A 17,688-nucleotide genomic window follows, 5' to 3' on the forward strand; every position below is an offset into this window, starting at 1 on the left:
GCCCGCTTGACGATCGGCCGACTGACCGATTCCACGCACAGACCTCTCCAGAATATCCGCATACGGAGGGCGACGCGCACGCCACCCTGCGACATCCACCACGTCACCGCCCCCTCTGAACAAACCAATCGGTCTATTTGACCGGCCATCTCCCCCTACATTTAACTGATATTCATGAGCGACATAGCCACACTCTCCGCATCCACTCCCTCATCCTCGACCCTGATCTCCCCCTTCGGCGCTCACCTCCTGTCGTGGCGCCCGACCGGCGACGAGGACGTCCTGTGGCTCTCATCCCGCGCCGTCATGGATGGCACACGCGCGATCCGCGGCGGCATCCCCCTGTGCCTGCCCTGGTTCGGCGGCCCCGAGGATTCCCCCGCCCGCCCGGGAGCGGGCGCCAGCGCGCACGGTTTTGCTCGCACCACCACCTGGGCGCTGCGGGCCTCGACGCAGCCCGCCGACGACGCCCCGGCCTCGTTCTCTTTTGAACTGCACCACACGGGCGAGACCTCCGCCCTGTACCCCCATTCGCTGCGCGCGCGCCTCGACGTCAGCGCCGGCTCCGAGCTCCACATGAGCCTGACCCTAACGAACGAGGACGATCACCCCTTCGCGATCGAAGCGGCGATGCACACCTACCTGGCCGTCGGCGACGTCAAGGACGTGACGGTCGAGGGCCTGGACGGGGCCCGCTACTTCGACAAGGTCCGAGGCCGTTTCGCCACCCAGGTCGGGGACGTGGCCTTCGTCGGCCCCACCGACCGCGTCTACACGACAACCCAGCAGGTTCAGGTCGTCGACCCCAAGCTCGATCGACGCATCATCGTCGATAAGAACGGCTCGGGCTCGACGATCGTGTGGAATCCCTGGTCGCAGGCGGCGGCGGGCATGAGCGACGTCGGCGAGGGCGAGTGGCAGCACTTCGTATGCGTCGAAACAGGGGCGGTGCGCGAGAGGGCGCTCACGCTGTGGCCGGGTCACCCTCACATCATGACGCAGACCCTCGCTGTGGAGGCGCTCGACTGAGCTGAGCGCGAGTACGATTGGGGGCAGCTACGAACAGAAAGGCCCCCATGGCTCTCACGCGCGCTCTCGCCTCCGCCTACTTAGCAGTGTCCCGCTGGACGCTCACCACCGAGCCGTTGCCCGATAAGGTCATCGTCATCGGCGCCCCGCACACCTCTAATTGGGACGGCGTGTTCATGGCCGTGTCGATGTGGAAGAGCGGGCGCAGCTTTTCCTTCCTCGTGAAGGATTCCGTCGTCAAGGCCCCGGTGCTCGGCTGGTTCGTCAAGAAGATCGGCGCGGTTCCCGTGGAGCGTAGCGCCGCGCACGGCCTGGTGGACCAGGTGGCGGCGCGCATTCGCGAGTCCGACTCCTTCACGCTGTGCATCACGCCGAAGGGGACGCGCTCGCCTCGCGACTTTTGGAAGTCGGGCTTCTATCGCATCGCGATGGAGGCGGACGTGCCGATTCAGCTGGGCTTTATTGACCGCACGACCCGGACCTTCGGGTGGGGGCCGACCTACCGCCTGACGGGCGACGTCCGCGCGGACATGGACGTGATCCGAGCCTTCTACGCGGATAAGGTGGGCGTCAATCCCGCCAAGACCTCGGTTCCTCGCCTGCGCGCCGAGGACGAGGACCAGTGAGGATCGCCCGCGCACTGCTATGCGCCACAGGGGCTGCGGCGCTAATGGCTCTGGGTGCGCCCACCTTTGCCGACGAAGCAACGCCGATTCACCTTGCCGAGGTTTACGACGTCACGCCGGGCGTGTCGGCCACCCACGAGGTCACGCTGTCAACCGACGCGCCCTTGCTGAGCGAGCAGTGCCAGTCGATGGGCACCGGTGCGCGCGCGACCTCCACCGTGTCCGTTGAGGTCAACGGGGTGGCAGCCTGCCGCTTCACGTGGGATCTGGACGATAGCGGCGCCGAGGTCCTGACGGTGGACGACGGCGGGGTGTTCCATTTTCATTCCGTGTCCGCCTCGCTCCTGGAGGGTTTTTCCTCCCCGGAGGCGCTCGCCTCCATCGACTCCGTGACCCTGGTCGCGCACGCCTCCGAGATCGTCGAGGCCTCTGCCGGGGGTGCCATCACGTCGCCGGGAGCCTCCACGAAGAAGGACGCGAGCACGGTGACGTGGACGCGGGTGAGCGATGACGTGAGCGCCACGGGGACGGTCGATCTGGAGGCCACGGCGATGCCCGCCTCCCCGGCCTCGCCCTCCTCCGCCGCGCCTGCTTCTCGGGAGGGACGAGGCTCTGGCTCCTCGCGCTCGTCCCTGACCCTGATCGTCGCGATGACCGGGGCGGTGGTCGCGCTGGCGCTCGCCGGCGCGGTCGCGCGTTCCATGGGTCGGTCGCGCCGCGCCAGCGCCGACGCGCAATTCGAGCGCGACGCTGCCTTGCGCGCCGCCCAGCGGGCCGCCGCCCGCTCCGCCAGGCAGGCGTCCGCGGCCCACGCCGACGCTCGCTTAGGCTTGGTGCGTGACGTCCTGACGCCGCCCGTGGGTATGCCCCCCGCGCCCGAGGCCGACCCGCTGCCCGCGGACGCACGCCCCGCGCCCGAAGCCGACCCGCTGCCCGCGGACGCGCCCCCCGCGCCCGAAGCCGACGCGCTCCCCTCGGACGTGCCCCCCGCGCCCGAGGCCGACCCCGCCGAAGGGGGCGAGCGCTTCGCTCCCCCGCCGGGCAGCGATGCCACCGCCCGCTAGCCGACGTGGAAGTAGCGGTCGACAAGCTCCTCGACGGACACGCGCGAGTCTGCCAGGTCGTCGCGCAGGTGCATGTCGCCCAGTTCCACCAGGCGTGAGGCCCACGCGTCGATGAGGCCGGCGGGGAACACGCCGCGTGCCTCGTAGTCCTCGCGCTGGGCGAGAAGGCGCCCGGCCGCCTCGAAACACGACGAGGGCAGCTGGTCCAGTCCGGGGGTCTGGGATGCGTCGCCGTCGACCTTGGACTCGCGCGCGTAGTCGGCCATGCCGGGCTGGGTGAGTCCCAGGCGAGCGGCGACCGTGATCCCCGCGAGCAGCAGGTGGATGGCCGCCGAGCCGTCGGGGCTGCGTAGCTCGACGGTCTGTGAATCGTTGGGAAGCCCGGTGATGGGCGACTCGTTGGGGTTGGCATCGCGGAACATGGAGTCGTCGATGTGTTGCCATCCGAGGGGCACGCGCACGAGGACCGATCGGTTGCGGTCTCCCCAGCAGATCGAGGTCGGGGCCTCCTGGTGAGGAACGAGGCGCAGGAACGAGGTGGGCACCGTGTTCCCGAAGGCGGTGAGCGACGCCGCGTGGGAGAGGTAGCCGCCGATCACCTTGAGGGCGTCCTCGGTCAGCCCTTCGCCGGTCGAGAATTGGTTCACCCCGTCTTTGACGAGGCGGGTGTGGAAGTGCATGCCGGAGCCCGCCTGGCCGACTGCGATCTTGGGCGAGAAGGACACCTCGATGCCGTAGGAGTGGGCAACCTCGCGCAGCACCCACTTGGCCAGGACCATCTGGTCGGCCGCATCCATCGCGTCGACCGGCAGGAACTCGATCTCCTGCTGGATCATCTGGCGGCCCTCGACGACGAAGTTTCCGACCTCGGAGTGCGCATATTTGACGGCACAGCCCATGGTCACCAGGTGGAGCAGGGTTTCGGTGCGCACATCCTCCCACTTCGAGAACGGACCGGACTCGTGGTAGCCGCGTTGCTCTTCGACACGGAAGAGGGGTTCTTCCGGGGAGAAGAGGTAGTACTCGAGTTCGCCGAGGGCCTCGAGGGTACAACCCGTGTCCTCCTGGAGGGCACGCTGCGCCTTACGCAGGATCTCCTGGGGCGCGGAGGCCAGGGGGGCGCCGTCGACGTCGTAGAAGGCGCAGAGGAATTCCAGGGTGGGGATGGTGGAGAAGGGGCTCAGGAACGCCGTCGACAGGCGCGGGACGACGTAGAGGTCCGAGGAGGTCGCGTCGACGAAGGTGAACAGGGAGGAGCCGTCGACACGTTCGCCGAGGGTGAGGACACGGTCGAGGTGCGCCTTTGATTGGATCGCGAAGTTGAGGGTCTTGAGCCGTCCGTCTCCCCCGACGTAGCGTAGGTTGAGCATCGGGATTCGATTGTCCTCAATGTAACCGATGATGTCGGCTTTGGTGAACTCCTTCGGCGGCTTGCGCAGTGCCTGCACGAGGGGGTTGGGACTCAGGGAAACGGTGTCGGTCGAGAGCATCTCTCACTCCTCTTTGAGCATGACTTGTGCCACCCCATTGTGGCACATGACACCGCATCGGAACAGCCGAGGTCGACGCCATGCCGGGAAGGGGACACCGAATCATGTCCCGAAAACGCCACGAGACATTAGTGATGCTTGTTACACTCTCGTTAGTCGCATTCAAGGAGCCGACATGGCGAGCACCTCCGCTTTCATCCCCCACGACCCCGCACAGGCGCCCACATGTTCCTGGCGGGGCGTCGCCGTCGATCCCACGCACTCCTTCTGGCCAGTCCCTTCCTTGAAGCTTGTCCTCTCCCTCATGTCCAGGTATCGCCTCACCGTCATGCGCTGGCGGCTCTGCGCCGGATCGTCGTGCCTCCTGTCGGTCCCAGGCTTTCCTTTCGACACCGGAGCCGGGGCACATCCCTCCTCCCTATCCGCCCCCGGCGCCGACCTCGCGCGCACTCAGTCCGCTCGCGACGCCATGCACCAGGCTCCGCGCATGCGCGGCTACTACTCCGACGCCAACATCCGCCACCTTGTCGCCTACGCGGCGGCAGGCAACATCCGCCTCATCCCCGAGATCTGTCTCCCCAGCCACGCACCCGAATCCCCCTCGGCGGTCGTGCCCGCCCCGGCCTCGTTCGGCCTCATCGAGGCCGCCGTCCACCACGCGTGCGACCTGTTCCCTTCCCCGGTCTTGTCCATCGTCCAGCAGGGGGGAGCGCCGCGAGAGGAGGCCGCCGCTCGCTCACGCTCCGAGGGCAAGGCTCCGTCGCGCACACCCCTCGACGCCGCCCTGCGAGCCCTGCGCTTCCACGGGCGAAGGGCCGCACTGCGAGAGGACCCGCTCACCTCGACCCTCCTTCCGGCGGAGGGGAGCATCATCCGAGCGCGAACCATCCCGGGGACAGACCGGAAGTCCGGGCGATTCCCTTCCACCCCGCGGATGCTCTCGCTGACACTTGATACGCCGGGGGACGGCGGCGAGGCCACAGACGCCGCGAACCTCGCGGCGGCGCACCACATGCACGAGGCACTCCCCCGCGCCCTGCGCGCCGCCGACGTGCAGGGGATCGAGGCACTCCTCCAACCGGCGTCGGCCATGGGACCGACCACCCTCATCCGGCAGCTCCTCCCCCGCCTCATCGTCGTCGCCGAGGTCGGCTGGCACGGGGAGCGCACACTGCCATGGGACCGCCTGCGCCCCATCATCGAGCGCGAGAGCGCGCACCTGGGCCGCGCGATTCCCCGTCGCAGCGCCGCGCGCATAGTTGAGGGCCGCGCACCACAAGCAGGTACGCGGCCCGTGCCCCCTAGCGGGGCGAGGTTCGGAGCAGGCATGGAACCCGCCCCACTAGGCTCATTATGAACGCGGAGACCAGGACTTCAGGCGTTCAGCGAGTTCACGAGCTCTCATATCCAAGCGCTCAGCTTCTTGCGCATCTCCGCTCTTCATCGCACGCCAATACGCGATCTTTGTGCGCAAGAACTCACGTCGTAATTCGATAATCTGCGCCTCCTCCTGAAGGCGCGCGTCCTGCTGTTGCAGCAGGGAAATGAACTCCGCGACGTCACGCTCCGCGCCCAGCCCGGAACGCACGTACTCACGCATGTCGGCGATCGACATTCCGGACGCCGACAGGCACGCGACCCAGGTCAGCAGCTCCAGGTCGCCCTCCGTGTAAATTCGGTGGCCACTGGAGGGATCGCGCGCGATGGCCGGAATGACGCTGACGTCCTCGTAGTAGCGCAAAGTCGACGGGGGCAGGCCAACGAGCGCCGATACCTCCTTAATGGAGTACGTGCGCCCGATGCCTGTTCCTGCCATAACCTCACCCTAAAAGACCTCAAGTCCTTGAAGTCAAGCGGAACTGCGGGACGTGCATCACGCGGCGCGACCAGCGCAAAAGCCGTTCACGAAACCCGGCCGGGTCGCCCGTCACCGAACGGCAGCAGCGACCGGCCACGCGTCATGAGTCGAGCAGTTCGGCGCGGCGCTGGAACGCCCAGATCGGGCAGGTCTGTTCCCTCAGGCGAACCTCGACGAGATCGAGGAGCTCACAGCCTCCGTTGGTGTAGAAGCGCGCGTTGGATTCCGTCGATGTGACGAAGCCGTACGCGCGACCGCCCCTCTTTGCCACAAAGTCCGGCAGCACTTTGGCAACGAGCCAACGCCCCACCCCCTTGCCGCGCATGTGACGGTCCACTGACAGGACCTCGAGGTACCAGTCGAAGTCACCCAGGTCGATGGCGACCTGATCGCTACGCGCCGCCACGTCGTCAAACTGGAGGACGAGCGTGGGGGTCGCGTAGCGGAAGAGCTCGTGCCCACCGTTGATGAAGTTATCCCAGAAACCGACCTTGCGATCGTGCATAAGCGCCACGGCGACAACGCGCCCCTCATGCTCGACGACAAGCGCATTCCTGCACCTCAGATAGGCCCTGACGAGCATCCGATTGATCGCTTCCAGGCATTGCGGGTAACGCTCCGGCTGGTAGAGATACGGTTTCAGCATGATATGAAACGGGTAATCCAGGAATCCATCGGTGATAATACGTGTCATTTCGGGGATATCTGCACTAGTTGCGGGTCGACACTTCACAGCAGCCCTCCTCTGTTATGTCAGACAGTATCACGTGACAAGGTCGAAAACCTGACCACAGGTAGACAGTTGTCATACTACGCGATGAGCCACAATCTGACCTTGTCAGTTAACTACGATGTGCTTTGACAGTCAGAGAAGGATTACTTGACGACCGGTCAGGCACTGTCGGACTTGCGCGCCCTCGTTGCTTTGTATCCACGAACGGACGATAATCGAGTGACCCATCTCAGGAGGACTGCATGCGATTCTTTCGTGCCCTGTGCGCTGTGCTCGGGGCCCTACTCATCGTGCCCACCCTGCCTTCAGCGTCCTTTGCGACCGACGCTCCGACCGTGTCGGAGGCGTTTGTCCTGACCAAGGACGGGCAGCTCGTGGACACGCTGACCGTCAGGGACCCGTCACGCACTATGACGGAGTCAACGTGCCAGCCCTTTGCGGGTAGCTCGACCGACCACCGCGTCCAGTTCGTCCTGTTGGACGACGCGGCGGTGTGCCACATGCAGCTCATGTACACCCGTGCTGAGGACGAGAGCGAGTTCGAGCTCAAGGATTCGGGCGAATTCATCATGACGGCGCGAACCGATCAGACCATCGATGGGTACCGCCGGAATTTTGGCGTGACGCTGGTGATGACCTCCCTGTCGCTGAGCGTGGAGGGGGACGTGAAGTCGTCGACGGCCGGGGCGGCGAACTCGTCCATGACCTACGAGAACCGTTCTTTTACCGTGGTGACGTGGAAAGACTCCGTCCCCGAGGTGATCACCGTTCGTGGGAATCTGGCGGCCGGCGGCGACCGCTCCGCCGCTGGCGGCACTCGCGCGCTGCGGGATCCGTGGGGCGTCACTCCTCCCCCGGGTCGTCCCGAGGCCGGGGCCGCGCAGAGTGGTAGCGAGCCGTCGTCCGCAGCCTCCTCGTCGGGTCCATCGATCGGCCTGCTTATCGGCTTGATCGTCGGCCTCATCGTCGTGGTGCTCGTCGGCGTCTTCGTCGTTTATGCGAAGCGCTCGAAGAAGTCTCCGGCGCCGACGAAGGGTGCGCGGTCCCCCGCACCCGCGTCGCACGTGCGCCCGCAAGGCCCCCAGCACGGCGAGGAGCGCGCGCCCGCCGCGCACGTCGCTCCCTCCCCGCAAGCACGCCGCGGCAGTGGGGCTCCTGCACCGTCGAGGACCTCCGCGCCCCCGAGGACCCCCGCGCCCCCGAGCGCTCAGCCCTCCAACGAGCGCCGTGCCCCCATTGCACCACCCACCCGCCAGCAGGCACCCGCCTCTCGCCCGCAGGCGCCCACCCGCCAGCAGTCGCCGGCCTCTCGCCCACAGGCGTCGGCCGCCAACGAACGCCGCCACGAAGCCATGCCCTCCTCTCGCCCACAGGCGTCGGCCGCCAACGAACGCCGCCACGAAGCCATGCCCGCCTCTCGCCCGCAGGCGTCGGCCGCGCCTTCGCGCAGGACTAGGCCCGAGGCGCCCGCACCACAGGTTCCGAGTGCCCCCGCCGCGCCGAGCCGACAAACGCCTCCTTCCGACTCCCCGCGCGCTGCGACGCCCGCGGCGGGCGCGAGTCACACACAGCCGACTCCTCGAGAGACCGGATTCGTGTGGAACCGTCAGTCGGGTGCCGCGTCGTCCCAGCAGGCGGCGTCGGGGGCGGCTGCGCGCTCCGGCGAGACCCCCAAGCGGAAGCGGTCGCGCGGCGGGCATCGTCCTGCGGTCTTCCCCGAGACTCGCCCGTCGGATGCCGTCTCCGCGCCGACGCAGGCGGTGCCCGGCAACGGCGCTATCGCGGCCCAGATGGGTGCTGTCGCGGCGTCCTCGCAGGCGCCCGTTCCGCCGCCCGGCCGCCGCGCCGACCGCGTGCGCCCGTCTGTCACGGATCAGCCTGCGCCGGTTCCTGCGCCCGAGAGCACCGCGCCGGCATCCCGGCGCGCCACGTCGGCCGTGCCAGCAGCACCCGTTGCCCCCAGGCCGACTGCCGTTCCCGCGCCCGAGACGATTCCTGCGCCCGCGCCACAGCCCGCGAGCATCCCCGAGCCGGAGCCGGTCGCCATGCCCGAACCGATGCCTGTCGTCGCGCCCGAGCCGGTCGCCATGCCCGAACCGGTCGCCATGCCCGAGCCGGAACCGGTCGTCGCGCCCGAACCCAAGCCGGAGCCCGAGCCGGTCGTCGCGCCCGAACCCGAGCCGGTCGTCGCGCCCGAGCCGGTCGTCATGCCCGAGCCGGAACCGGTCGTCGCGCCCGAACCCGAGCCGGTCACCATGCCCGCGCCCGAGCCGGTCGCCATGCCCGAACCGGAACCGGTCATCATGCCCGAACCGGAGCCCGCCCCGGCCTCGTTCGTCATGCCCGAGCCGGAACCCGCCCCGGCCTCGTTCGTCATGCCCGAGCCGGAACCCGAGCCCGAGCCGGTCGTCGCGCCCGAACCCAAGCCGGAGCCCGAGCCGGTCGTCGCGCCCGAACCCGAGCCGGAGCCCGCCCCGGCCTCGTTCGTCATGCATGAGCCGGAACCCGAGCCAGAGCCGGTCGCCATGCCCGAACCCGAGCCCGAGCCGGAACCCGAGCCCGAGCCGGTCGTCGAGCCCGAGCCGGAGCCGGTCGCCATGCCCGAGCCCGAGCCGCTCGTGATGCCGGAGCCGGAGCCCGCCCCGGCCTCGTTCGTCATGCACGAGGAGGACGCCGACCTGGCAACCACACAGATGCCCCAGGTCCGCAGGATCGCGGGCTTCGATTGGGATATGCCCGCCGCGCCTCAGGCGGCTGCCGAGTCCTCGTTCGAGACTCCCGCTCCCGAGGCCCCCGCGTTCGAGGCGCCCACACCCGATTCTCCGACGCGCAACAACGGTTTCGTCGCAGGCCCCGCCGAGGGCTTCCCCTCCGCTCCTGTTCAGCCCAGCGCACCCGTTGAGCCCGCGACTCCCGCGCCCCTCTTGACGTCGCAGCCCCAGGCTCCCCAGTCGCCGCAGATTCCGGCCGCGTTCCAAAGCGACTGGAACACCGATTTCTCGTGGAACGACGAGGCGCGCGAGGAACAGGAAGCCGAGACGAAGCGCCGTGGTCGCTGGCCCTGGAACAAGCGCCGCAAGAAGCAGCGCGACGAGGACAACAAGCCGACCCTGCCCGAGATCGACGAGCGCGACGCCGCTACTCGCATGCCGATCATCGCGGTCGACGCTCAGGACGACGACTGGAACGACTGGCAGAACTGGAACTCGCAGAACTGACGCCGTCTCCGAGGTGCCGCCGTCTCCGAGGGGTGCTCGTTACCGCGAGCGCCCCTCGGTTTGCGTGAGCTCGACGTAGGCGGCGATGTCGGCGCTGATCTTGTCAGCCAGGTCGGTGCTCACGACGCCCGTGGAGCCCTCCCCCGCCTCGTCGATGTAGCCGTAGCGCTCCGCGAGGAAACGCTCCCGATACAGGTGGTCGGCGGTGTCCCCGATGGTGCGCATGAGGGAGGCGTTGACGAACGCGCCGACGACGATGCCAACGAATGGCACGATCTGCGCGATCTTCAGGCTAGCCAGACGCGCGCCGAGGGAGGCGACCAGGGAGTTTATGGCGGCAGAGAACACGTTGGTTCCGACGCTATCCACCGGTCCGCGCTTGGCGACGTCGCGCATCACCTTGTTGAAGGCAATCATTGTCGTCTGCTTCTCCACGACTGCGCCCTCCCCGGCGCTCTCCGGGTCGATCGCCTGCGAGAGCACCATCGTGGCGAAAAGGTTCTCGGCGGGATCGACCGTGTCGTAGCCGTAGTAGGCCGCCGTGTGGGATACGAGCCGCGTCGCGGCACCGAGGAAGGTCGCGATGTCGAGGGCGACAACCGAGGCCGTGAGGGCGATCCCGGGGGCCGAGGCGACACCCAGGCCGAGGACCGCCGCGATCGAAGCGCCGGAGGCGACGACGCCACTGAACGCCCCCTCGGCGGCTGCGGCGCTCGAATACGCAATCTTCAGGTGGGGTCTCACCGGGCGAATCTGGTCAAGGTCCAGGCCGAGACGACGAATGTCCTCCAGGCACTCGACGTCGTAGCCTGCCTTGCGGTACGCCCTGAGGATGAGGCGTCGACGCACCGAGGCCTCGGACACCGAAGTCGCTTTCTCCATGAGGCCAAGCCCCACCGCGGACACCGCCCGGGCGACGGCAGCGCCCCCGGGGACCTTGCGGGCGACAGACACAATCGTGCCGAGGGGCGCCATCAGGTAGGAACGCAGGCGCTGGGAGATGACGCGAGGGCGCCTGGGGCTGATCTGGGCCTCTTTCCAACGCTGAATTTCCTCCCACTGGGCGGCGTCGCCGACGCTCATGCGCGCGCGGGCCTGCCCGGTGACAGGCTCGTGATCCCTGGAGGTTTCTTTCACGCTGCCACCCTACACAACGCGGCGGCGTCACGGGGCATGGGGGCACCCACCGCCCTGTTATGCTGAGGTCTTGGTCATCACTCGTGGCCTCACGACGAAGGAATTACCGTGGATTCGCGCGCACAGCTCATTGATCAGGTCAACGCCCTGCACGACGAGGGCGAGCATCAAAAGATCATCGCACTGATCGAACAGCTGCCTCCATCATCGATGGGCTACGAGCTCACGTGTCTGCTGGCGCGCGCCTACATTAACTACGCGCAGCCGTACATGAATTCCTTCTCCGAGCACATCAATCGCGCCGTGGAGCTGCTGCACAGCGTCGAAACGGAGGGCCTGTCCGACCCGCTGTGGTACTACCGCATCGGTAGCGCCCTGTATTGGCTGGACCGGGAAGAGAGCGCCCTGACATACCTCGAACAGTGCGTCGCCATGGACCCGTCCAACTCCTACGCGCCCGAGCTGATCGAGCAATGCAAGCGTGCCCTTGATCGCCGCAGGATCGTCCGGCCCGTCGACTTCGCGCGCCTCGTCAGCTACTTCGAGGAGAAGGACTACAGCCACGAAGTGGAAGACCAGCACGTCTACACGAACTTCACGCACGGCTTTTTCATTTTCTCCATCGCCAACGACGGCACAGACCTGTGCATGTGGGGTGCCGTGCGTGAGGAAGTGTCGATGGAGCTGCGTTCTCGCCTGCTCCAGGCGTGCAACGACTGGAATAGCTCGACGACGTGGCCGAAGGTCTACGTCGCTACGCTGGATGACGGCCGTCAGCGCCTGTGCGCGGAGCAGTTCGCAATTATCCGCCTGGGCATGACGGACGCGCAGCTCTTCGACAACATCGACCGCTTCATTTCGGCAGCCGAGGCGTTCTTCAAGGACCAGATCGAACGCGTCCCCGCCCTGGGCGGCACCGCCGAGTAGGAGCAGCACCTGAGCGCGGGGCCGATCACGCAGGGCCGACTTACCCGAGTGCGGGCCTTCTCCGCGCGGGCAGCCACGTCCTCGTCGAGGGGACGAGGCCGTGGCACGTGTCGCGCGTCGCCGCGCCACACCCTTCACGATGACATACACTGTACATACAAGAGGGAGGGGCGATATGCCGACACAAACGACCGCAACAAAGTCCTCGCGTATCAATCTGCGACTGACTCCCGCCCAGGAGGAGAAGCTGCGCTACGTCGCAGCCTCCTCGCAGACGTCTCTGAGTGATTTCGTCCTCGCTTCGGCCTTGGATCGCGCAGATCGTGCGCTCGCAGACCAAACGGAATTTACCGCGGACGACGGCGCTTTCGACCACCTGCTGGAGGCACTGGACACTCCCCTGCCGACGACGCGGATCCGCGCCCTCGCCTCCCGCCCCTCCCCCGTCGGATCGACGCTGACATGGACGCACTAGGACAGCCCACGCTGGAGCCTCCTCGACGGCTGGAGCGCCACGATCGACGCGAAGATTTCACGTGTGGCAACGACGAGCTAGATCAGTGGTTTCACCGCTATTCCTGGCACAACCAGAAAGCACACAACGCGGTGACATACGTGGCCCAGCAGGGCGGGCGCGTCGCCGGATACTACGCACTTGCTGCAGCGACGATCCGGCGCGACTGGTCGCCGACAAGCTTCGCCGCACACCGGCCCCAATCCATTCCGTGCATGCTTCTGGCCCGACTCGCCGTCGATCGGAGGGTGCAAGGCCAGGGCGTGGGTACGACGCTGCTGCTCGACGCGCTCCGCCGGACACTCGCGGCGTCCGACCAATTCGGTATCGCCGCCCTTCTCATCCACTGCAAAGACGAAGAGGCGCGCGCCTTCTACATGCGCCACGTCGATGCGCTGGAGTCTGCCGTCAGCCCGTTGCAGCTGATCGTCCCGACACGAACAATTGCCCGTGCCTTCGGCGGCACCGCCGAGTAGGAGCAGCGTCTGAGCGCGCGGGGGCCACTCGCGCGGGGCCGATCACGCGGGGCCGACCTGCCCGAGTGCGGGGCTTCTCCGCGCGGGCAGCCACCGCCTCGCCGAGGGGACGAGGCCGGGGCCCGCTCCGGGTCAGATGCGCGGCACGTAGACGCTCAGTCCGCCGTCGCTGACGAGGCCCGTCAGCGTCCCATCGTCGGCGACGCGCACGGGCGGGTGGCCGCCGATGAGGCACTCCCATTCCTCGCCCGCGTGGTGGGCGCCCACGGACAGGGTTTTCTCGGCGGCGCGGCGGTCGGATAGGATGACGGCGCAGCCCGTGCCGGGCACGTCCGCCCTGCCTTCGCGGGCGAAACCGACGACGTCCGGGTCGTCGAAGGCGTTGCGCTGGGGGCCGATCGCGGCGCGGAAGCGCACACTCATGAGGATGGGGAGCTCACGCACGGCGGGCAGGTCGCCGGTCTCGGGGGTCCCCAGGAGGTCCCCCCAGAAGACGCAGGGCACCCCGGCCTCGTTGAGGAGAATGAGCGCGTAGGCGGCGGCCTTGAACCAGGAGGCGACCGTGGAGGCCAGGGACTGTCCGGGCTGCGTGTCGTGGTTTTCGACGAAGGTGACGGACAGTTCGGGGATCGACGCCGTCAGCGTGCCCTCCCACAGGCGCGACAGGTCGACGTTTCCGTCGGAGACCGAGGCCTGGTGGAGGTGGTAGTGCAGGGGCACGTCGAAGAGCATGGCGTTGGGGACCTCCCGCAGGTAGGCCTCGAGTTCGCGCACGTCGCCGCTCCAGTACTCGCCGACAGCGGGCAGGAGGCGGCCCGTGGAGGTGCGCAGGTCTTCGAGCCAGCGCGCGTAGAAGTCGGAGCCGACGTGCTTGACGGCGTCCAGGCGCAGCGCGTCCACGCCGGTCGTCTCGACGTACCAGCGGCCCCAGCGGTCCAGCTCGTCGCTGACGCGCGGGTCGGTGACGTGCACGTCGCAGCCCATGAGGTAGTCGAAGTTGCCGAACTCGGTGTTGACGGACTCGTTCCAGTGCTTTCCTTCGAAGAGCCATAGGCCCTTGCGCCCCGTCGCCGCGTCCCAGTCGATGCCGTGGAAGCACGTCCAGTCCCATGTGAAGTCGGAGTAGGCTCCCGCTCGACCCGGGAAGGTGAATCGGGTCCAGGCCTCGATCATCTCGGGTTCGCCGATGGCCTCATGACGGTTATGGGGGTTGATCGGGGTAGCTCGCACGGTCTCGGAGGCGTCCGCGCCCATGCGGTGGTTGAGGACGATGTCGGCGCACACGGCGATGCCCGCCTCGTGCAGGGCGTCGATGGCGGCCAGGTATTCGTCCTTCGTCCCGTACTTCGTGGGCACGGACCCCTTCTGGTCGAATTCGCCCAGGTCGTACAGGTCGTAGACGCCGTAGCCGACGTCCTTGACGCCGCCGTGCCCCTTGTAGGCGGGCGGCAGCCAGATAATGGTGACGCCCAGGTCCGCAATCGATTGGGCGTTCTCGGCGAGGTAGCGCCAGTGGCTCGCATCCGCGGTCATATCCCAGGCGAAGGCCTGGAGGATCAGGGGTCCAGCCTCTTGCGTCGAGGAGAGCAGGGCTGGTGTCTTCGTCTCACTCACCCGCATATGGTGGCAGGTTTGCCCTCGGGTGCGCGGGCGGGAAGGTGAAACAGTGGCGCGTTAAACACGCCCGGGACGAGGCCGTGGCCGCCCTGCGCGGAGGGCGCGGAGGGCGCGGACGGACGGGTGCCGGCCACGGCCTCGCGTGTGGGGGCCTATTTGTGCTTTCGGAAGCGCTGTTTCACGCCGCTCGAGATGCCGGAGGCGGCGCTCGAGATGCCGGAGGCGGCGCTCGAGGCCCCGGTGACGACGCCTGAGGCGGCGCTCTTCGCGCCGACCATGACAATCCGCGCTTTGCCTTTCATGGTTTCTTGGATTCCGTCGGCGCTGACCTGGTTGCCGCGCGCCGGGGTCGTGTCGTTGACGTGGCGAGCCCAGGCATCGGCGTCGATGCCGCGGGGCGGGAGCTCACGCAGGTGCGCCTTGAGGCGGGAGGACTGGGCTTGAAGTGCCATGAAGGTCAGGCCGCTCGACACGAAGCCGCCGATGATGGGGACGACTTTCGAGACGCTCTTGGTGAAGGTGCTCTTCGTGATGTTGATGCCGATGACGCGCAGGGAGTATTTGACGACCGGGTACCAGGTGATGCCCATGAGGGCTTTCTTGGTGACGTGGTTCTGGTAGGCGGTGGTGGCCACCAGGCGCGCAAAAGCCGTCAGCGACTGGGCGGCGCCGCCGAGGCCGAGCATGACGCCGAAGAAGACGGCGAGGACGCCGATCGTGTCGTCGTCGGTCTGGTCCGCGTCGGCGACGAGGTCGTGCCACCCGTACAGGTAGGCGAGTTTTTGCATGATCCGCAGCGCGTGCGCGTAGTACTGCGTCAGATCTGCGGGGATCGCGGCGACCATCGCGAAGCCGCCGGGGATGCCCGCCGCGAAGGAGATGGCGGCCGACTTGTTGGTTTCGTAGGAGATTGCCTCTTCCGCAAGGCCGTCGAGCACCGCCAGGGGGACGCCCGCCGCCGCGGGGTTGGTGTCGAGGGAGCGCGCGATGATGTCGTGGCCTGCGTGAACCTTGGCGAGTTCTTGGCGCAAGAACTCGTCGCGGCGGATGCGCACGCCCGGGAGGCGAACGATCTTGGTGAGGAAGTCTAGTCCGCGGTGCTCGGCCTCGGCCTCTTGCGCGGGGGTGAGGCCGCGCAGTTCGTCGCCCCCACCGAGGTCTTCCTTTTTGTTACGCATCGTGTTCCTCCACGTCTGTGCGCGCACCGGCAGCGCGCATGCTTACGGGCTCACTCTATCGCGCGTGGGGCTTCAGTCGGGTTGTGGCACGAGGCCGGGGCGTCCTCGGGCGGCACGGGTGCGGCGGGTGCGCGTGGCCGCACCCCGGCCTCGGGCGTGTCAGGACGTACAGTAGGGGCATGTGGATTATCGCTGCCTGCTTGTCAGCCCTGTTCGCGGGGCTGACTGCCGTCCTGGCGAAGGCGGGCGTCGCATCGACGAACTCGACGGTCGCGACGGCGCTGCGCACGGTTGTGGTGGTCGCGGGGGCGTGGGGCATGGCGGCGCTGACCGGCACGGTTTCCGGTGTCGCTGTCATTGATGGGCGTTCACTGGTTTTCTTGGTGTTGTCCGGGATGGCGACCGGCGCCTCGTGGTTGTGCTACTTCGCGGCGCTGGCGCGGGGCGACGTATCCCGCGTGGCACCGATCGACAAGCTGTCGACGGTGCTTGCGATCGTCCTGGCGCTGGTCCTGCTGGGCGAGCCGGTGAGCGCGTGGGGGGCGGCCGGGATCGTGGCAATCACGGTGGGAACGCTCCTCATGGTCGAGCCTTCCGACCTGTCGGGCCTGCCTCGTGCGCTGCGCGGGGGTGGCAGCTGGCTGGTGTACGCGCTCGCGTCCGCTCTGTTCGCGGCGCTCACGTCGATTCTCGGAAAGGTCGGGATTTCGGGGGTTGATCCGACGCTGGGGACGGCGGTGCGCACGCTGGTGGTCCTGGCGATGGCGTGGGTGGTCGTGGCCGCGCAGGGGCGCCTGGGCGAGGTTCGGTCGATTCCTGGCCGCGAGCTGGCGTTCATCGTCGCGTCGGGGGCGGCGACGTGCGCGTCTTGGTTGGCGTACTATCGCGCGCTGAAAGACGGGCCCGCCTCGGTGGTGGTGCCCATTGATAAGCTGTCGATCCTCGTGACGGTTGCCGTGTCAGCCGTGGCGTTTCACGAGCGTTTCACGCGTCGCTACCTGTCTGGCCTGGCGTTCATGTGCGCGGGAACGGCCGCCATGGTGGTGGCGTAGGGCCGGCTGGTGCCGGCAGCGCGCGGCAGCTCATTACTCAGTGTCGGCGTCAGGCCCTTCACCTGTTTCACGCGTGTTTCACGCGGGATGGTTGGCCGGACAGGCCGTGGTGGCGTGTCTGCCTGGCTAGTGGCCTTGTTTTTCTTCCCAGGTGTCGGTGTTGTTAATGACCAGGTGGGACAGGGGGAAGGGACCGGTTGTTTCGGTGGTGGTGACCAGGCCGTTGATCGTCTGGGTCTCCCCGGTGAAAGGGTTCGTGGCCGTCCCGCTCCACGTGGTCCTCAGCGTGATCTCTCGGTTCTCGTGAGGGTAGGGCCCATCGAACCCAGAACGCCAGCCTTGCGGGGGCGTGTAGTAGTGGCGAATCAAGCGCGGGTCCTTGTTCGGATCGATTCCCTTCTCCCATGCCAGGCCCGGGGAGGTGGTCACCGTGTTGGGGGTGCCATCACCCCAGGAGTACTCGTAGTTCGTTGCCGTGAGCGTGATCGTGATGTCGCGGCCTAGCAGGTTGATGACGTGAGTCTGGGTCGGGCTCGTCACCGAGACAATGGTGGGTACAAACCTGTTCGTGTACGACACCGTGGGTGGTTGTTTATTGATGCCGGCTCCGTCGGCATGGATCGTGGTAGCAGCGTAGTAGAGGATTTCCTGGGTGGTGGGCAGCGCCAGCTTGCCACCCGCCGGATGAGCAGCAGAGAAATACAGGCACGCGACCTCCTCGGTGCTCCCGTCAGGCTTCTCATACATGTGCATCATGCCATCACACACC

General features: G+C 67.5%; 16 protein-coding genes. 9 read left to right on the forward strand and 7 right to left on the reverse strand.

What is annotated here, in order from left to right; all coding sequences use genetic code 11:
• Positions 1 to 174 precede the first annotated feature (174 nt).
• From QU663_RS07730 to QU663_RS07740, 3 genes are read left to right on the forward strand one after another with little or no spacing between them, the layout of a single operon-like run.
• On the forward strand, positions 175 to 1,029 hold the full coding sequence (locus tag QU663_RS07730) for a D-hexose-6-phosphate mutarotase (protein ID WP_021612388.1): 855 nt from the start codon (positions 175 to 177) through the stop codon (positions 1,027 to 1,029).
• 47 nt (positions 1,030 to 1,076) lie between these two features.
• The gene (locus tag QU663_RS07735; RefSeq protein WP_021612387.1) at positions 1,077 to 1,655 is read left to right on the forward strand and encodes a 1-acyl-sn-glycerol-3-phosphate acyltransferase; all 579 of its coding nucleotides are present in this window, start codon (positions 1,077 to 1,079) and stop codon (positions 1,653 to 1,655) included.
• A gap of 44 nt (positions 1,656 to 1,699) precedes the next feature.
• On the forward strand, positions 1,700 to 2,719 hold the full coding sequence (locus QU663_RS07740; RefSeq protein ID WP_304990540.1) for a hypothetical protein: 1,020 nt from the start codon (positions 1,700 to 1,702) through the stop codon (positions 2,717 to 2,719).
• Here the strand turns inward: QU663_RS07740 and QU663_RS07745 are convergent.
• The gene (locus QU663_RS07745) at positions 2,716 to 4,209 is read right to left on the reverse strand and encodes a glutamine synthetase family protein (protein ID WP_021611883.1); all 1,494 of its coding nucleotides are present in this window, start codon (positions 4,207 to 4,209) and stop codon (positions 2,716 to 2,718) included. The genes QU663_RS07740 and QU663_RS07745 overlap by 4 nt on opposite strands.
• 175 nt (positions 4,210 to 4,384) lie before the next feature.
• Here QU663_RS07745 and QU663_RS07750 point away from each other — a divergent pair, with 175 nt between their 5' ends.
• On the forward strand, positions 4,385 to 5,566 hold the full coding sequence (locus tag QU663_RS07750; RefSeq protein WP_021611882.1) for a family 20 glycosylhydrolase: 1,182 nt from the start codon (positions 4,385 to 4,387) through the stop codon (positions 5,564 to 5,566).
• Here QU663_RS07750 and QU663_RS07755 read toward each other — a convergent pair.
• Positions 5,561 to 6,025, reverse strand: coding sequence for a MerR family transcriptional regulator (locus QU663_RS07755; protein ID WP_021611881.1), 465 nt, complete (start codon positions 6,023 to 6,025; stop codon positions 5,561 to 5,563). The genes QU663_RS07750 and QU663_RS07755 overlap by 6 nt on opposite strands.
• Positions 6,026 to 6,167: 142 nt before the next feature.
• Positions 6,168 to 6,761: a GNAT family N-acetyltransferase gene (locus QU663_RS07760; RefSeq protein WP_021611880.1), complete on the reverse strand. Its 594-nt coding sequence runs from the start codon at positions 6,759 to 6,761 to the stop codon at positions 6,168 to 6,170.
• 281 nt (positions 6,762 to 7,042) lie between these two features.
• On the opposite strand from QU663_RS07760, the gene QU663_RS07765 reads away from it, so the two are divergent.
• The gene (locus QU663_RS07765; protein WP_304990541.1) at positions 7,043 to 10,018 is read left to right on the forward strand and encodes a hypothetical protein; all 2,976 of its coding nucleotides are present in this window, start codon (positions 7,043 to 7,045) and stop codon (positions 10,016 to 10,018) included.
• A gap of 39 nt (positions 10,019 to 10,057) precedes the next feature.
• On the opposite strand, the gene QU663_RS07770 is transcribed toward QU663_RS07765, so the two are convergent.
• Positions 10,058 to 11,155: an EcsC family protein gene (locus QU663_RS07770; RefSeq protein ID WP_370465107.1), complete on the reverse strand. Its 1,098-nt coding sequence runs from the start codon at positions 11,153 to 11,155 to the stop codon at positions 10,058 to 10,060.
• 108 nt (positions 11,156 to 11,263) lie between these two features.
• Between QU663_RS07770 and QU663_RS07775 the strand changes: the two genes are divergently transcribed.
• The 3 genes from QU663_RS07775 (at position 11,264) to QU663_RS07785 (ending at position 13,072) form a co-directional block, all read left to right on the forward strand.
• A complete protein-coding gene (locus QU663_RS07775; RefSeq protein WP_021612279.1) occupies positions 11,264 to 12,082 on the forward strand; it encodes a YbjN domain-containing protein in 819 nt (272 codons plus the stop codon).
• A gap of 175 nt (positions 12,083 to 12,257) precedes the next feature.
• Entirely contained in the window at positions 12,258 to 12,557 is a 300-nt protein-coding gene (locus QU663_RS07780) for a DUF1778 domain-containing protein (protein WP_021612280.1), read from the forward strand.
• Positions 12,545 to 13,072, forward strand: a complete 528-nt coding sequence (locus QU663_RS07785; RefSeq protein ID WP_021612281.1) for a GNAT family N-acetyltransferase — start codon at positions 12,545 to 12,547, stop codon at positions 13,070 to 13,072. Before QU663_RS07780 ends, QU663_RS07785 begins: the two co-directional genes overlap by 13 nt.
• A 132-nt stretch (positions 13,073 to 13,204) precedes the next feature.
• On the opposite strand, the gene QU663_RS07790 is transcribed toward QU663_RS07785, so the two are convergent.
• Positions 13,205 to 14,692, reverse strand: a complete 1,488-nt coding sequence (locus QU663_RS07790; RefSeq protein ID WP_021612282.1) for an alpha-amylase — start codon at positions 14,690 to 14,692, stop codon at positions 13,205 to 13,207.
• Positions 14,693 to 14,841: 149 nt separating this feature from the next.
• Entirely contained in the window at positions 14,842 to 15,867 is a 1,026-nt protein-coding gene (locus QU663_RS07795; RefSeq protein WP_021612283.1) for an EcsC family protein, read from the reverse strand.
• 179 nt (positions 15,868 to 16,046) lie between these two features.
• Between QU663_RS07795 and QU663_RS07800 the strand changes: the two genes are divergently transcribed.
• Positions 16,047 to 16,919, forward strand: a complete 873-nt coding sequence (locus QU663_RS07800; RefSeq protein ID WP_021612284.1) for an EamA family transporter — start codon at positions 16,047 to 16,049, stop codon at positions 16,917 to 16,919.
• 126 nt (positions 16,920 to 17,045) lie between these two features.
• Here the strand turns inward: QU663_RS07800 and QU663_RS07805 are convergent, their stop codons facing one another.
• A complete protein-coding gene (locus QU663_RS07805) occupies positions 17,046 to 17,666 on the reverse strand; it encodes a hypothetical protein (RefSeq protein ID WP_370465109.1) in 621 nt (206 codons plus the stop codon).
• Positions 17,667 to 17,688: the final 22 nt, after the last annotated feature.

Source organism: Schaalia sp. HMT-172 (genome assembly GCF_030644365.1).
Taxonomy (GTDB): domain Bacteria; phylum Actinomycetota; class Actinomycetes; order Actinomycetales; family Actinomycetaceae; genus Pauljensenia.

Excerpts from the sequence above, each read along its gene's own strand:
- QU663_RS07730 (WP_021612388.1), top strand. The coding sequence starts at position 175 with ATGAGCGACATAGCCACACTCTCCGCATCCACTCCCTCATCCTCGACC.
- QU663_RS07735 (WP_021612387.1), top strand. The coding sequence starts at position 1,077 with ATGGCTCTCACGCGCGCTCTCGCCTCCGCCTACTTAGCAGTGTCCCGC.
- QU663_RS07740 (WP_304990540.1), top strand. The coding sequence starts at position 1,700 with ATGGCTCTGGGTGCGCCCACCTTTGCCGACGAAGCAACGCCGATTCAC.
- QU663_RS07745 (WP_021611883.1), bottom strand. The coding sequence starts at position 4,209 with ATGCTCTCGACCGACACCGTTTCCCTGAGTCCCAACCCCCTCGTGCAG.
- QU663_RS07750 (WP_021611882.1), top strand. The coding sequence starts at position 4,385 with ATGGCGAGCACCTCCGCTTTCATCCCCCACGACCCCGCACAGGCGCCC.
- QU663_RS07755 (WP_021611881.1), bottom strand. The coding sequence starts at position 6,025 with ATGGCAGGAACAGGCATCGGGCGCACGTACTCCATTAAGGAGGTATCG.
- QU663_RS07760 (WP_021611880.1), bottom strand. The coding sequence starts at position 6,761 with ATGACACGTATTATCACCGATGGATTCCTGGATTACCCGTTTCATATC.
- QU663_RS07765 (WP_304990541.1), top strand. The coding sequence starts at position 7,043 with ATGCGATTCTTTCGTGCCCTGTGCGCTGTGCTCGGGGCCCTACTCATC.
- QU663_RS07780 (WP_021612280.1), top strand. The coding sequence starts at position 12,258 with ATGCCGACACAAACGACCGCAACAAAGTCCTCGCGTATCAATCTGCGA.
- QU663_RS07785 (WP_021612281.1), top strand. The coding sequence starts at position 12,545 with ATGGACGCACTAGGACAGCCCACGCTGGAGCCTCCTCGACGGCTGGAG.
- QU663_RS07790 (WP_021612282.1), bottom strand. The coding sequence starts at position 14,692 with ATGCGGGTGAGTGAGACGAAGACACCAGCCCTGCTCTCCTCGACGCAA.
- QU663_RS07795 (WP_021612283.1), bottom strand. The coding sequence starts at position 15,867 with ATGCGTAACAAAAAGGAAGACCTCGGTGGGGGCGACGAACTGCGCGGC.
- QU663_RS07800 (WP_021612284.1), top strand. The coding sequence starts at position 16,047 with ATGTGGATTATCGCTGCCTGCTTGTCAGCCCTGTTCGCGGGGCTGACT.
- QU663_RS07805 (WP_370465109.1), bottom strand. The coding sequence starts at position 17,666 with ATGTATGAGAAGCCTGACGGGAGCACCGAGGAGGTCGCGTGCCTGTAT.